Source organism: Pseudomonas sp. 05N432 (genome assembly GCF_056396945.1).
In genome coordinates this window covers 190970-204708 of record NZ_JBFTMM010000006.1, presented here as the reverse complement: position 1 = coordinate 204708, position 13739 = coordinate 190970, and the positions used below count along the sequence as shown (strand labels likewise).

The following is a 13739-nucleotide window of genomic DNA, read 5'->3' as shown; positions in this document are numbered from 1 at the left end:
CGCCGCATAGACTGCGGCCCATGAACTACCCGACCGAAGTTAAAGAAGCCGCAAAACGCCTGTACCTACGCCGTTGTTCGGTGAAGGAAATCCAGGCGCATTTGAAGCTGCCCAACATCCGCATCATCTACTACTGGATTCGACAAGGGTGCTGGGACGAGATGCTGACGGATGAAGAACCGCTGACCGCCATCAGTCGACGCATCACCTTGATCCTGGAAAAAATCGACACGTTGACCAAAGGTGAATTGGACGAGCTGGATCGCCTGACAGGCTTGCGCGAACGCCTGATAAAACAGTCAGCGAAACCCAAGCCGGCAGAGCCAACCGAGAGCCCGACCGAGCCCCGGGAACGGCCATTAGGACAGCGCCGCGATCGGAGCGAAGGCGGCGGTAAGAAGCGCGAAAAGAAGGCCAAGAACGACATCAGCGGCCTGACCGAAGTCGACTTCCTCGATAAGTTCATCTCCAAGATGTACGGCTATCAGAAAGAGCTGTTCGAGGCGAAACAGAACCCGCTGACGCGACGGGTCCGCAACATCCTGAAAAGCCGTCAGGTCGGCCTGACCTACTACTTCGCCGGCGAAGCGTTCATGGACGCCGTGCTGAGCGGTGATAACCAGGTGTTCCTGTCCGCCAGCCGCTCGCAGTCGGAGATCTTCCGCAGCTACATCATCCAGTTCGCCCAGCAGTGGTTCGGCATCGAGCTAACCGGCAACCCGATCACGCTCAGCAACGGCGCCGAACTGCGCTTTCTCAGCACCAACAGCAGCACCGCCCAGGGCTACCACGGGCATGTCTACGTGGACGAATACTTCTGGATTCGTGATTTCGAGAAACTGAGTACCGTGGCCAGCGCCATGGGCACCCACAAGAAATGGCGCAAAACCTATTTCTCGACGCCCAGCGCGGTGTCGCACCAAGCCTACCCGTTCTGGTCGGGCGAGGAGTTCCGCAACAGCAAGCGCGGCAAAAAGGCCGGCGGCGTCTGGCCCAGTGAATCGGCCTATACGCAGGGCGCGCTGTGTCCGGATGGCCAGTGGCGCAAGACCATCACCCTGGACGATGCCATTGCCGGCGGCTGCGATCTGTTCGACCTGGAGCAGCTGCAGCTGGAGTACGACGAGGACAAGTTCCAGCAGTTGTTCTATTGCAAGTTCATCGACAGCACACAGAGCGCTTTCAGCCTCAAGGATCTGGAGCGCTGCTACTCCGACCTGTCGTTGTGGGAAGACTACAACCCGGATCTGGATCGCCCATTCGGCAACAGTCCGGTCTGGCTCGGCTATGACCCAAGCCGCACCCGCGACGACGCCACCTGCGTGGTGATCGCGCCGCCACTCGAACCAGGGGCGAAGTTCCGCATCCTGGAAAAGCACAGCTGGCGCGGGCATTCGTTCACCTATCAGGCCGCCCAGGTCAAGAAGCTGACCGAGCGCTTCAACGTGCAGCACATCGGCATCGATGTCACCGGCGTGGGCTATGGCGTGTTCGACCTGGTGCGCGATTTCTACGCGAAGGCAACGCCGATTCACTACAGCCTTGAGGCCAAAAATGCCTTGGTACTGAAAGCCCAGGACACGATCCAAGGCAGTCGCATCGAGTGGGATGCCGGCTGGACGGACGTCGCCCAGGCGTTCCTGACCATCAAGCGCGGCGCCACCAACAGCGGCCAGATCACCTACAGCGCTTCGCGCACCGATGCGACCGGCCACGCCGACATTGCCTGGGCAATCATGCACGCGCTGGCAAACGAACCCCTTAATACCAACAAGCGGCGCCGCAGCCGCTACGTGACGAGCACCCATAGCAGCCATGGCCAACAACAAACGCAGAAAACCACAGCAAGCTCCGCGACCACAGCAGCCCATGAGGTCCTTCACGTTCGGGGAGCCCGAGCAAGTGCTGTCCGGCAACATCGGCGAATATGTGGGGGTGTTCCCCAGCGACGACGGCAAGATCTACAAGCCGCCGGTGTCGCGTGTCGGCTTGGCCAAACTGCTGCGCGCCAACGCGCACCACGGCGCCATCCCGAAGTTCAAACGCAACCTGCTGTTGCGTGAGTTCATCCCTTCGGCCGGCTGCAGTACGCAGACCATGGGTCGGGCGGGCCTCGACTACATGGTGTTTGGTGAGGCGTATCTGTACCGGGACACCAACGCCTTTGGCCAGGTACTGGAGTTGCAGCACCTGCCAGCGATCAACATGCGGGTCAAAGTGGACGGAGGTTTCGTGATGCTGCTGCCCGACAGCAAGGAAATGGAGTTCGCCCAGGACGAGATCGAACACGTACTGGACTACGACGTGGAACAGAACATCTACGGCGTACCCGACTATCTGGGCGGCCTGCAGGCGCTGCTGCTCAACGAAGCCGCGACCCTGTTTCGCCGCCGGTACTACAGCAATGGCGCACACGCGGGATACATCTTCTACACCAACGATCCCGACCTGACCGAGGAAGACGAGGAGGATCTACGCGCACAGATCAGTGCAAGCAAAGGCGTGGGCAACTTCCGCTCAATGTTCGTCAATATCCCCAACGGCAAGGAAAACGCGATCCAGATCATCCCCGTGGGCGACTTCCAGGCGAAAGACGAACTGGAGAAGGTGAAAAACATCACGCGCAACGACGTCATTGCCGCCTGGCGAATGAACCCGGCGCTGGCTGGCATCATCCCGGAAAACACTGGGGGGTTTGGCGACATCGAGAAGATCGATCGCGTGTACACCAGCAATGAAATCCGGCCTATCTGTCAGCTGTTCAACCAACTGAATGACAATCTTCGCGAAGACAGACGATTCAACTGGAAAGAACCACCAACAGCAGTTGATACCACTACATGATGACACTATTAGAGAGATAACCACTGCATATTGTGGCAACATGGTGGTGATTAGCGGCCCTGGGGAGGGACATATGCGAGTTACTTGTAAGTGCGGGCACAAGGGATTAATCCGGGATAGCAAACCGCAGTCACCGGATTTTGTGACGCTCTACTGCCAGTGCCTTGACGTTCAATGTGGGCACACATGGGTGGCCCACCTGACGTTTTCTCACACGCTGAGCCCGTCGGCGCAGACATTCGAACGGATGTTGTTTGACCGACTGAGGGAGATGCCCAGAGCGAAACAACGGGAGTTGTTCGAACAGCTCGGGGCGCAGGCAGTTGCGTGAAGCACAAACCGCCGACTGGGAAACGTCGGCGATCGGTTACACCAAACCGGGGTTAAGCGATCGGGAATCAGCTGTTGGCTGATTCTTGTGGATTGGCGGCAAGAACCTCGGAAAGCCGGCGGAGCTGACCTTGCTCCTGTTCACTCATTGACCGGTAAAGGCCAATGAGACGGCGTTCCGCTTTGCTCAGGCTATGCCATTCGAACTCGGCAAATCCCACGCAAACGGGCTCTTTTTTGATGCGATCCAACATGCTTACGACTCCATAAAGTGCATTGCTGAATCGGCGTTATCAGGGCGGGATCTGGCTTTGGAACGAGGGAGCGACGAATACCGCGCATGCTTTGTTACAAGTTAATTCTGCTGACGAGTAGCGTCATCGGCCATCGCTTTCAAAAATCGACGTATCGCTTTTTGGTCGTCTTCCGGAATACTCCTGAACTGATTTATCAATTCTTCCTCGGCCGCCGTAAACAGCTGACCATTTGGCGTGGAACGACGGCCTGTCAGCACGTAAGCAGCATCAACACCGCGTTCCTCAAGCGCAGCAACATAGCGGAGGTCGAGCGAGTTCGCCCCCAGCTCATAGTTTTTTTGTGTCCCACGACTGACTCCAAGAAGCACTCCAAACTCTGTTTGAGTCAGGCCTAAGCGCTCGCGCTCTTCCCTTAGGCGTTCACCTACTCGATCCGCAATGAGCATTTTTTTAGTCACCACCATTGACTTGATCATTTTTTTGACCAAGAATCACCACAGACAAACGCAAACAAACACAACCGAACAGAGTGCGCACTATGCCCGCCACCGTTACGCCCGAGCAAGCCCGAGAGGCTCTGAATCACAGAGGGATGAGTATCGCGGAGTTCAGCCGAAAACACGGATTGAACAAAAATTTAGTCAGCGACCTATTGAACGGTCGGATCAAAGGTCGCCGTGGGGAGGCACATCGCGCCGCCGTACTACTGGGTATCAAAGACGGCGTTATCGAACAGTAACGGCACTGACCAACAGGGAACAGTAGAAGATGAAAAGCCCGGTTCTAGAGACGCGTAAGGAAGCAATGCGCGAGATCATTCGCAGCTATCCCGATGGACGCGAAGGTGCAGCAGCTCGCTTAGAAATGAAAGTCAAAAAGTTCGACAACCACGCTTATGAAAACGCGGGTTGCAGTCCGCTAAGTGACGCTCAGGTTTACATGCTGGAACAAACCAGCGGCACCAGCCACTTTCCGAACTATGTTGCGCAAATGTACGGCGGATTGTTTGTCCCGGTCGCCGCCCCCGAAACGCTGGATAACGTCGAGCTGTATGCCCGATCGGTTCAAGTATCAGCGAAGCGCGGCTGCGTTGACCAAGCGATTGCCAAGGCATTGGAAGACGGGTCGATCAACGAAGAAGAAGCCGAAATCATCCTCAACGCTCACAACCTCCACATGGCCGCACGACACGCCGAAGTGCTGGCAGCTATCGACCTGTACCGCATCAAACCGGGGAAAGGCCAATGAACAATCTGCCCGCAGTACAGGAATATCAGGACATGCTCAAAACCGCGGCTCTCGCGTTTCTTGAGCGGCACCGGTGCGAACACCTGGGCGACGATCAGCAACTGTTCGACCGCACCCTGCAGCACCTGGTAGCTGATTTCGATGTACTGACTCAGACCGCCGAAAGATTGGTACACCTGGCCAACAGCGAAATGTCAGCGGTATGCGATCGGCAGCGGTTGGACACTTTCAGCAGCACGTCCACGCACACCGTCATCATCGACACAGCCACCGGCAACGCCTGGGCAATCCCGGTCAGCCTGATCTACGAACGCATTCTCATCGCACCGGACAACGGGCGATTTCGCGTCACCGCTTCGTAATACACACCCAATAAATCGCCTGTCCCACCACCGTGGGTTTGGGTGAGCTGCGCCTGAAATCGAGGTTTCACGATGGCAAACGCCGTAATTGTCACCACTCAACTGCCACCGGCAGAGGCCAAAGCGTTGCTGGCCGCCCTACGTGAACAGTATCGCTTGAGCCTCAATGAGCACTGGTACGCCGACCAATTCCGCTTTGTTGCGGACGGTCTGCGCCACGGCGCGATTCTCGCCCACGTCCCGGCAATGGCTGCGCAAAAACGCCTTATGGCAGCCCTGTCCCACAGCCTCAAAGCAGTGAAGTAACCCCATGAAAGAAGATCTTCGCGACGACGTGTTGCAACGCCTCCAGTCCGACTTCGGGCTCAAGCATCGCACAGGCACCGACTACATGCGCGGCGGCACCTGCCCCAAGTGCAAAAAGAAAGAGCTGTATTCCAGGTTTGACACGCCATGGATGGTGATCTGTGGCCGACCTGAAAAATGTGGCCACACCCTGCACGTTAAAGAGCTGTACGACGATCTGTTCGAAGACTGGAGCAAACGTGCGCCGGCTACAGACCAGTACCCGAACGCCACTGCGCGTGCCTACCTGGAGTTCGCCCGGGGCTTTCGGTTTGAGCTGATCCAGGGTTGGTTCACTCAGGAAAGTTTCTACTCCCCTGAACACAACGCCGGCAGCGCCACTGTGCGCTTCGCCCTGGAAAAAGGCGGCTGGTGGGAACGCTTGATCGATCAGCCGCACCGCTTCGGCAAGATGAAGGCCCGCTTCAAATCCAAGGACAGCTATCGCGGCGTCTGGTGGTGCCCTCCCTGCGTCGACCTTCTTGAAGCCAAGGAAATCTGGATCGTCGAAGGGATCTTCGACGCCATCGCCCTGGTACACAACGACATCGCGGCTGTATCGGCCATGTCCTCGACAGCGTTCCCTGGGGACTCGCTCAAGGCGTTGGTTAAGACCCGCGAGGGAGGGAAATTGCCCAAGCTGGTTTGGGCTCTTGATAACGAGCCCAGCGCTAACGCATACACCCGGCGTTGGGTGCGCGAAGCCCGGGCCCTGGGCTTCGTCTGCGAGTCAGCACAGATCCCGCAACGTGACGGCCGTAAGGCTGATTGGAACGATCTCCATCAGCGCTGGAGCTTCATCCAAGACGAAACTAAACGTGCCGAACAGATCGCTACCGACCTCAAGCAAGCCCGCCACCAGGGAGCGTTGCTGCTGGCAGAGAGCGCGGCGGAAAAAGCCTTGCTCATGTACGACTGGAACAAGCGCGGGGAATTTCACCTGGGCTTTGGGAGCCGCCTGTATTGGTTCAAGTTGGACATGGAGAAATTCAACCGGGCTATGTCCGACATCGAGGACAGCGAGAACCACGACGACCAGCTGCTGAACCAGGCCCAACAGCGCGAGAAGGCGCTGCAGCAGTCTGGCAGTGTCGTAGAGATTGCCAACTGCTACCCCCAAGCCTTGTATTTCCAGCGCAACGAGGTGACGGACGAGTCCTGGTATTACCTGCGCGTGGACTTCCCTCACGATTCAGAAAGCGTGAAAAACACCTTCACCAGCGGACAGCTGTCGGCCGCGAGCGAATTCAAAAAGCGACTGCTCGGCATGGCGGCAGGTGCGATGTTTACCGGCAGTGGCCAGCAGCTCGACAAGCTCATGAAAGACCAGCTGTTCGGCATCAAAACCGTTTCGACGATCGACTACGTGGGCTACAGCAAGGAGTACACCTGCTACGTCTACGGTGATATCGCGATCAAGGACGGCACCATCTACAAGGTCAACAGCGAAGACTATTTCGAGTTTGGCAAGCTGCGCCTGAAAACCCTGCAGAAAGGCGTCCCCATCAAGCTGCAGCGCGAAGCAAAGGGTTTTGACGAGAAGTGGGTGCAGCTGTTGTGGACCTGTTTCGGTGCCCAGGGCTTAGTCGCCCTGGTGTTCTTCTTCGGCTCGCTGTTCTGCGAACAGATCCGCGCCCGCTACCAGTCATTCCCGTTTCTGGAAGCCACCGGTGAAGCCGGCGCCGGTAAAACCACCCTGCTGAACCTGCTCTGGAAACTACTCGGCCGCGAAGGTTATGAAGGATTCGACCCTATGAAATCCACCAAGGCCGGGCGCTCTCGCCTGATGGGCCAGGTCTCCGGCATGCCGGTAGTGTTCCTGGAAGCCGATCGCCACAGCGATGATCGGGCACACGCTAAAACCTTTGAATGGGACGAGCTGAAAGACTTCTACGGCGGCGGCACCCTGGCTACGAAAGGCGTCAAGACGGCCGGTAACGAGACGTACGAGCCTCCATTCAGGGGAACGATCGCTATCAGCCAAAACGCGGCCGTGGTCGCCCACGAAGCGATCATGACGCGCATCGTAAAACTGCACTTTGTGCGCCCGACCGTCACACCAGAAAGCCGTGCTGCAGCTGATCAGCTCAACGCGCTGGACGGCGGCACCCTCAGCCACTTCCTGTTGCGGGCCGTGGGCAAAGAGTCCGCGGTGCTTGAGCTGTTCGCCCAGCGTATGCCCGAACACGAAGCGAAGCTGCGCCGGTTACATACCCACTGTTTCGCCTGCAGCACGGCCTATACCAGCGACCAGGGCAACTGCAGTAGTTGCGGCTATGACTTGCGCGGGTACATCCGTGTCGAGCGCATCAGCAAGAACCACGCTCAATTGCTTTCGCTGCTGGACGGCCTCCGCCTGGTTCTCAAACTAAGTGATCCCCAGGTCGCCGCTACCCAGCGCCAGATCGTGCGGATGGCCATCGAGCGCCAGGCGTCGATCAGCTCCGACCATGCGGCCGTGGCCGAGTTTTGGGAGGTCTACGACTACCTCGAATCCTTGAGCGAGGATCCGGTGGTGGACCACAGCAGCGACCCGACCGTGATTGCTATCAACCTCAACGAATTCTGTGAGCGCGCCGCCGAACACAAACAGAAGCTGGCCGATGTGGCCACGTTGCGCGATCTGCTCAAAGAGTCCCGTTCCCGCAAATTCCTGGATAGCAACAAGGCCGTGCACAGCGCCGTACGCGCCGCGTTCAACAACCGTAACCCCTGTTCACAACCCCGGCCGACCACAGTGAAGTGCTGGACATTCAAGTCGTAAAGGAGAGCAAGACCGATGCAAATCCAAGTGTTTATGGGCAGTGCCGGCGACGGCAAAACAAGCAAGCTCCAGTCAGTTCAGGACCGTCTGGATTTCACGGGAGAAAGCGCGCCGATCATCCAGGCCGGTGCTTACGGGGAGGATGGCTTGCTGGAGATCCTGGAAGTCCGGGCAGCAGGTGGCCAGCGCGAAATCCTGGTGGACGACTGCAGCAGGCAACAGATTTTGAGGGTTCTGGAATGGCAATCATGTGTTGAACATGAGCCGAATTTTGACGGCCTGGTGATCCACCTAGCCCGTAAAGACTGACCTTGTAAGAAACAGTGCCGAGGAGTTGCAGCTCCTCGACACCCGACCACAACAGAGGGCTATACCATGCAAGCACAGAACCTAAGCAGCAGCGGCGCGAAGGCTACCACACCGGCGCGACACCTGGTGGCCACCGCAATCATCGGCGCGGCCGTCATTGGCTACCTGGTGCACAAAACCCCTGAATCACGATCCCGCCTCGAAAGCCTCAGCCAGAGGGCCAGCACCTTGGGTGAACTGAGCGAAACGGACGCGGCTGTGGTCGCCCAACTGCTCGCCGCACCCGCAACCCGGGGCGTATCACGCAATGTCTAACAGTCCTTCAGCAACACCAGTACGGCGCTTTCCCTGGAACATTGATTACACCAGTGTTTGCGACCAATGCGGCAGGTGGCGCGCCCAGGGCAACCATCTGAAATGCAGCCGGCGGCGCCAGCTGCAGAACGCCCATCTGCGTAACCACAAGCCTAAGCGGTAAGCCGCGTCCACCAGAAGATACGCTTCCAGATACTAGGCCCGGAAACGGGCCTTTTTGTTTCCGATCGTCAGACTGTCGATATACGAGTACAGCATTAGGGGTTTACATGAGTGGGGTCGAAGCTCGCGGGAAATCCGTGAGAATCTATTTTCAATACAACGGAGAAAAATGCCGGGAAGCAATCCCGGGTGGTAACACGCCTGCCATCGTGGCCCAGGGAAAGCGCCTGGTCGACATCATCGAATACGAAATCCAAGCCGGCACATTCGATTATGCGCGGCACTTCCCCAACTCGGCCAAGCTGGTCGAAAACACCTTCGGCCACTACCTGGACCTGTGGTTAAAGATCAAGGCCAATAGCGTGGCAGCGTCGAGCTATCGGGGCTATGCCAACAAGGCAGAAGTTCATGTGCGGCCGCGCTGGGGAAAGGTACAGATCCACAACATCGATCACCTGGACCTACAGGAGTGGATTCAGGGGACCCTGTCTAAAACGCTCAAAAACAAGACCATCCGCGACATCATCAGCAACGTGCGCCAGGTGTTCAGGCTGTACCGCACCAGGATGAAAGTCGCGCACGATCCAACCGAAGGTTTGATGGTGCGCCTGCCAGATCCAGAGGCGCCGGACCCTTTCACCCGGGCGGAAATCAAACAGATCCTGGAAACCCACACCAGCCGCACGCAAGAGCTGCTAATGGTTCAGTTCATGATATGGGCCGGCCCCCGGGTATCCGAGACCATCGCCCTGGCCTGGGAGGATGTTGACCTGGAACAGGGCACCGTGACGTTCCGCCGGTCCAAGGTGCGCGGGGCTTACCGGGTGACGAAAACCCGGCGATCGACGCGCAAGGTCCGCCTACTTGCCCCCGCCTGGGATGCCCTGCAGAAGATCGATGCGTTGAACAGGAACCGAAAGGCTGAAACCGTAGATATCGTAGAACGGGACAACAAGACGGTGCGTAAACACAAACTGCACTTTGTCTTCCTGAACACGAAAAGCGGCCTGCCGCACGTCAACGACTTCGTGGTGCGCGACAGGTTCTTCAAGGCTCACCTGCTCGCGGCCGGGGTTCGTTATCGGGGGCCTGGCCAGTGCCGGCACACGTACGCCAGCCAGTTGCTGACGACGGGAATTGCCTCAATCGATTGGATCGCCGAGCAGATGGGACATACCAACGGGAACATGATCCGCCAGCACTATGGGACTTGGATCAATGAGGACGGGCCGGATGTCGTCGGGATGCTGCAGTTAGCATTAAAGCTTTAGCAAACCAGACCCCCTAGCCCGGTGTACCACTCCAGGTGATTCTGGTATCCGGGGGCCAAATAAAAGGCCCCCACACTCTCGGCAAGTGTGGGGGCCTCTTTTACATAAACGGCGTTCTGTCTACCTATCGCCAGAGGCAGCAATCGACCCATTGCGGTCGGTCAGCAATTTTCCACCAGCGGCAGATTCAGACGGGTTGCAGACTTTCGTATTTGCCGAGAGTGGACACTCACCACGCAATCAAGAGCATGAATGCGCCATAACGAGAATTAGCTTGGATTTACGTCTGATTGAACACTGCGGCGTCGGTGCGTTTAAACTTGATGCACCTGGTCCATGCGATTGCGGGGCGTTCGACAAGTATGTATGCGATGGCTGCAAAGACGATGCAGGTCGTACCGCAAGTAATAGTAGCCAGTACGTCCGAAGCAGTGCCAGTCGGCATGAAATGCAGGAATAATCACAGTCACGAAACTCGCTCAATCGTATCCGAACTGCTCTTCTTTCCTCCTCCATTCAAACGCATTAAAACAATTCGAACTCCCTTGTTCCAGGCATAACCAACCCCAATTCCACCGGCTATGGCAAAGATTACCGCGAGCGCCGGCTGGTCAACGATGTGACGGGCCAGGGACCGAAACTGAAAATGCGTCAAATAAATAAACAACGTTGACGACGCTATTAATGCGAGTCCTCGCGCGATGATGCCTGGTACGGGTATAGACCGGATCCAAATCAACGCGAGAACGGCAGGCACGACTATATCAATATATTCCTTCATTGTGAACTCGTGCAATCCATAGCTGAAGATTGTCAGAATATCTTGCCCGCCCAGCACAATGACAGCAACCGCACTGACGACCAACTTCTGAGCTCTTGAATTAGCATAGTTAATTGTCATTCCAAGCACCATGATCGCAAGGTAGTGCTGTGGCACTCTGTTATAAAGCGCTGCAGCATCAAACAAATACGCGTTAATCATAACGCCAGCCACTGCCAATACGCATGACGCAATGGCAAGATGACGAAATGGGTCAGAAGTTACTACTTTTCTAACGCGCTCGAACGACAGAGCGAACCCAATGATTATTATCATTTGTACGAGAACTTCAATATACCAATACGCAAAGCCACCTGTGAGTTTCGGTGAGAACCAATTCGAAATCAGCAACAATGTTTGCCAGTGAATCCTATCGAACAGCATCTGATTCAAAATAGTGTAAAGTATTGTCGGTGTCGCGATACTGACAACGGACTTGACAAGCGTGCGCACATTGCCACGGTCACTTATGGTTTTAAATTTAAATCTTGCCAGGCCGAGTCCGGATATTATAAACAATACCGTTGTTTCGCCTGAAACTGGCCATTTTGAAAAAAGATGAAAATGCGCGACAATAATAGATATTATAGATATTGCGCGTAAAAAAACGGGAACCTCCATTGCCCGAACTGACAGCTTCGATACCCTGGTTTTGTTGGCTAGCTCACAAAGATCACATATTGACGTCATTTCCCATTGATCTGGCAGATGGCCAATAAGTTCTTCAAGAACCATTGAGGCCTGAACAAACGAGAGTGAATCCCCGCCCAGCTCCACGAACGATAAGTTTGCATCGACGCGCGGGACTTCGAGTATTTCAGACCATGCATCCGCCAGTTTTAGCGCGAGCGGCGATAGATCCTGGTGCGAGTGTACGGCAGCCACATCCGTGTTACTGACAATCGGAGGCAACGCCCGTTTATCAATTTTGCCATTCGGCGTAAGTGGAATAGCGTCCAGAAAAACGAACAACGCCGGCACCATATATTCCGGGAGTCGATTACTGACATGTTCACGCAATTCAACAGATGAAACAGGCTCTATTGAAATGCAATATGCAACCAGCCTTACGATCGAACTGTCATTGACGGACAGAACAACGCACTGTTTTATCCGGGGGTGCCGTGATATTGCGCCTTCAATTTCAGTAAGCTCAATTCGATGACCACGAATCTTGATCTGATTGTCGCCTCGCCCCAGAAAGATGACACTGCCATCTGAAAGATAAGTGCCAAGGTCGCCGGTTCTATAGCAAATGTCGTCCTCGACATTCGCAAATGGATTCACAACAAATCTTTCCCTGGTTTGCGCAATGTCACCCCAATAACCGAGCGACAAATAGGGGCTGCGTATAAGAATTTCTCCGACCTCTCCTTCGCAGACCAACTTATTTGAGTCATCTACGACCAGCAGTTGTGCGCCTTCAATTCCTTTACCAAGCGGAATCCTGGCATTATTGGCTTCAGGGTCGACCTGATGGTACGCCATTGCCTGCGGAGTTTCCGTCGTGCCGTAAAAATTCACACTAACTGCATTTGGTGCGACGACGCGCATTTGTTCGTATAACGTACTGCTTAATGCATCTCCACCCCAAAACAAGTATCGCAGAGCGTTGAATTTTAGTTCGTTGATTTTTGCTCCAGTTTCAATAAGCTTTCCCAGGGGGGGCGTAAGGTGAATAACGGATATTCCATTCTTATGTATCCACGCCGCCAAAGCCGAAGGATCTATGACGGTTGACTGTGCCGGACAGATAGTTTTCGCGCCAATGGAGAGAGGCGTAAATACGTCCCTGTATACAGGGTCATGACCAAGCCCGGAAAGCAAGGAAAAGCAATCGTCTTTTGATAGCGAATGACGTTTGGTATGCCACTCAATAAAATGAACCAAAGGCGCATGATGTGTCGCAACCCCCTTCGGTTCCCCAGTGCTGCCCGATGTAAATGTGATATACGCCGGATGACAAGGGTCGACTTCTGGCAAAACCCTTTGATCAAAGGCGAACTTATGCAGTGATTCGGTGGGAATTTCCGGAATTCTGACGACCCGCGGATAGGAACTCTCTGCCCTTGGCTCAAAGTGCTCGAGATTGAGGTTGACTGTAGCCTCACCGCATAGCAGAACAAAGGTAGGCTGAAGCGCTCGAATGATTTGACCTACGCGCGCTGGTGGATATGCATTGTCGGCAACTGTGAACGTCAATCCGGCACGGGAGGCGCCGAGCATTGCATAGACCAACCCCGCACAGCGACTCGAAACAATAACAATCCGGTCGGATTCGGTAGCGCCATTTCCAATCAAGAAGGACGCAATGCCCTGGCTTATCTCTTCAAGCTGACGATAGCTGCAAGTCGCGTCTTGAGAGATTACAGCAATTGCATCAGGCGAGCGTCTCGCATGCTGTAAGAAGGCCATGAATATCGGACGTTCGACACAAGAATCCAGACGAAGCGTTGGGTTTGGGCGGACATCCTGCATGTTATTTTTATACTCCACCTAATCTATACGAGATTAACGTCGTGCCCCGAAAATCCGGAGTGAGATGACGCTGAATTTATCGGTAGCGGTGGCAAAAATATGGAGCGTCGAGCAGCCCGTTGAGTGGTTCAGGCCGAACGATTGAACGTTAGTGCAGAGTGGCCGCCGGCGCCAGCGCGGGTCCGGAAATGGGGACAAATTTATTTTTCTGCAGTGGCCGCTTTGGGTCTCACT

At 55.5% G+C, this 13739-nt stretch carries 14 protein-coding genes; 11 read left to right on the top strand and 3 right to left on the bottom strand.

Annotated features, from left to right (window positions below):
* Positions 1-20: 20 nt before the first annotated feature.
* The 3 genes from AC1DHT_RS08985 to AC1DHT_RS08975 all read left to right on the top strand — a co-directional run bounded on the left by AC1DHT_RS08985 (position 21) and on the right by AC1DHT_RS08975 (position 3175).
* A complete protein-coding gene (locus AC1DHT_RS08985; protein WP_477749018.1) occupies positions 21-2063 on the top strand; it encodes a terminase large subunit domain-containing protein in 2043 nt (680 codons plus the stop codon).
* Positions 1975-2844: a phage portal protein gene (locus AC1DHT_RS08980; protein ID WP_477749049.1), complete on the top strand. Its 870-nt coding sequence runs from the start codon at positions 1975-1977 to the stop codon at positions 2842-2844. The genes AC1DHT_RS08985 and AC1DHT_RS08980 overlap by 89 nt, the downstream gene beginning before the upstream one ends.
* Before the next feature lie 73 nt (positions 2845-2917).
* Positions 2918-3175 (top strand): ogr/Delta-like zinc finger family protein, encoded by a 258-nt coding sequence (locus tag AC1DHT_RS08975; RefSeq protein ID WP_477749017.1) that lies wholly within the window; start codon positions 2918-2920, stop codon positions 3173-3175.
* 67 nt (positions 3176-3242) lie between these two features.
* Here AC1DHT_RS08975 and AC1DHT_RS08970 read toward each other — a convergent pair whose 3' ends face one another.
* Positions 3243-3428 carry a hypothetical protein gene (locus tag AC1DHT_RS08970; protein WP_477749016.1) on the bottom strand — a complete coding sequence of 62 codons (186 nt, stop codon included), beginning with the start codon at positions 3426-3428 and terminating at the stop codon, positions 3243-3245.
* A gap of 101 nt (positions 3429-3529) precedes the next feature.
* Positions 3530-3877, bottom strand: coding sequence for a helix-turn-helix domain-containing protein (locus AC1DHT_RS08965; RefSeq protein ID WP_477749981.1), 348 nt, complete (start codon positions 3875-3877; stop codon positions 3530-3532).
* A 92-nt stretch (positions 3878-3969) separates the two neighbouring features.
* Here AC1DHT_RS08965 and AC1DHT_RS08960 point away from each other — a divergent pair, with 92 nt between their 5' ends.
* From AC1DHT_RS08960 to AC1DHT_RS08925, 8 genes are all read left to right on the top strand, one after another.
* Positions 3970-4170 carry a DNA-binding protein gene (locus AC1DHT_RS08960; protein ID WP_477749015.1) on the top strand — a complete coding sequence of 67 codons (201 nt, stop codon included), beginning with the start codon at positions 3970-3972 and terminating at the stop codon, positions 4168-4170.
* 29 nt (positions 4171-4199) lie between these two features.
* Entirely contained in the window at positions 4200-4679 is a 480-nt protein-coding gene (locus AC1DHT_RS08955; protein WP_477761327.1) for a YmfL family putative regulatory protein, read from the top strand.
* A complete protein-coding gene (locus AC1DHT_RS08950; protein WP_442114699.1) occupies positions 4676-5041 on the top strand; it encodes a hypothetical protein in 366 nt (121 codons plus the stop codon). Before AC1DHT_RS08955 ends, AC1DHT_RS08950 begins: the two co-directional genes overlap by 4 nt.
* 72 nt (positions 5042-5113) lie before the next feature.
* Positions 5114-5347, top strand: coding sequence for a hypothetical protein (locus tag AC1DHT_RS08945; RefSeq protein WP_442114700.1), 234 nt, complete (start codon positions 5114-5116; stop codon positions 5345-5347).
* 4 nt (positions 5348-5351) lie between these two features.
* Positions 5352-8150: a toprim domain-containing protein gene (locus tag AC1DHT_RS08940; protein ID WP_477749013.1), complete on the top strand. Its 2799-nt coding sequence runs from the start codon at positions 5352-5354 to the stop codon at positions 8148-8150.
* A 15-nt stretch (positions 8151-8165) separates the two neighbouring features.
* Complete coding sequence (locus tag AC1DHT_RS08935) at positions 8166-8459, top strand: hypothetical protein (protein ID WP_442114702.1); 294 nt, start codon at positions 8166-8168, stop codon at positions 8457-8459.
* A gap of 66 nt (positions 8460-8525) precedes the next feature.
* The gene (locus AC1DHT_RS08930) at positions 8526-8774 is read left to right on the top strand and encodes a hypothetical protein (RefSeq protein WP_442114703.1); all 249 of its coding nucleotides are present in this window, start codon (positions 8526-8528) and stop codon (positions 8772-8774) included.
* A gap of 269 nt (positions 8775-9043) precedes the next feature.
* Positions 9044-10207: an Arm DNA-binding domain-containing protein gene (locus AC1DHT_RS08925; RefSeq protein ID WP_442114704.1), complete on the top strand. Its 1164-nt coding sequence runs from the start codon at positions 9044-9046 to the stop codon at positions 10205-10207.
* Positions 10208-10673: 466 nt separating this feature from the next.
* Here the strand turns inward: AC1DHT_RS08925 and AC1DHT_RS08920 are convergent, their stop codons facing one another.
* A complete protein-coding gene (locus AC1DHT_RS08920) occupies positions 10674-13505 on the bottom strand; it encodes an amino acid adenylation domain-containing protein (protein WP_477749012.1) in 2832 nt (943 codons plus the stop codon).
* Positions 13506-13739: the final 234 nt, after the last annotated feature.

Excerpts from the sequence above, each read along its gene's own strand:
- AC1DHT_RS08985 (WP_477749018.1), top strand. The coding sequence starts at position 21 with ATGAACTACCCGACCGAAGTTAAAGAAGCCGCAAAACGCCTGTACCTA.
- AC1DHT_RS08975 (WP_477749017.1), top strand. The coding sequence starts at position 2,918 with ATGCGAGTTACTTGTAAGTGCGGGCACAAGGGATTAATCCGGGATAGC.
- AC1DHT_RS08970 (WP_477749016.1), bottom strand. The coding sequence starts at position 3,428 with ATGTTGGATCGCATCAAAAAAGAGCCCGTTTGCGTGGGATTTGCCGAG.
- AC1DHT_RS08965 (WP_477749981.1), bottom strand. The coding sequence starts at position 3,877 with ATGCTCATTGCGGATCGAGTAGGTGAACGCCTAAGGGAAGAGCGCGAG.
- AC1DHT_RS08960 (WP_477749015.1), top strand. The coding sequence starts at position 3,970 with ATGCCCGCCACCGTTACGCCCGAGCAAGCCCGAGAGGCTCTGAATCAC.
- AC1DHT_RS08955 (WP_477761327.1), top strand. The coding sequence starts at position 4,200 with ATGAAAAGCCCGGTTCTAGAGACGCGTAAGGAAGCAATGCGCGAGATC.
- AC1DHT_RS08950 (WP_442114699.1), top strand. The coding sequence starts at position 4,676 with ATGAACAATCTGCCCGCAGTACAGGAATATCAGGACATGCTCAAAACC.
- AC1DHT_RS08945 (WP_442114700.1), top strand. The coding sequence starts at position 5,114 with ATGGCAAACGCCGTAATTGTCACCACTCAACTGCCACCGGCAGAGGCC.
- AC1DHT_RS08940 (WP_477749013.1), top strand. The coding sequence starts at position 5,352 with ATGAAAGAAGATCTTCGCGACGACGTGTTGCAACGCCTCCAGTCCGAC.
- AC1DHT_RS08935 (WP_442114702.1), top strand. The coding sequence starts at position 8,166 with ATGCAAATCCAAGTGTTTATGGGCAGTGCCGGCGACGGCAAAACAAGC.
- AC1DHT_RS08930 (WP_442114703.1), top strand. The coding sequence starts at position 8,526 with ATGCAAGCACAGAACCTAAGCAGCAGCGGCGCGAAGGCTACCACACCG.
- AC1DHT_RS08925 (WP_442114704.1), top strand. The coding sequence starts at position 9,044 with ATGAGTGGGGTCGAAGCTCGCGGGAAATCCGTGAGAATCTATTTTCAA.
- AC1DHT_RS08920 (WP_477749012.1), bottom strand. The coding sequence starts at position 13,505 with ATGCAGGATGTCCGCCCAAACCCAACGCTTCGTCTGGATTCTTGTGTC.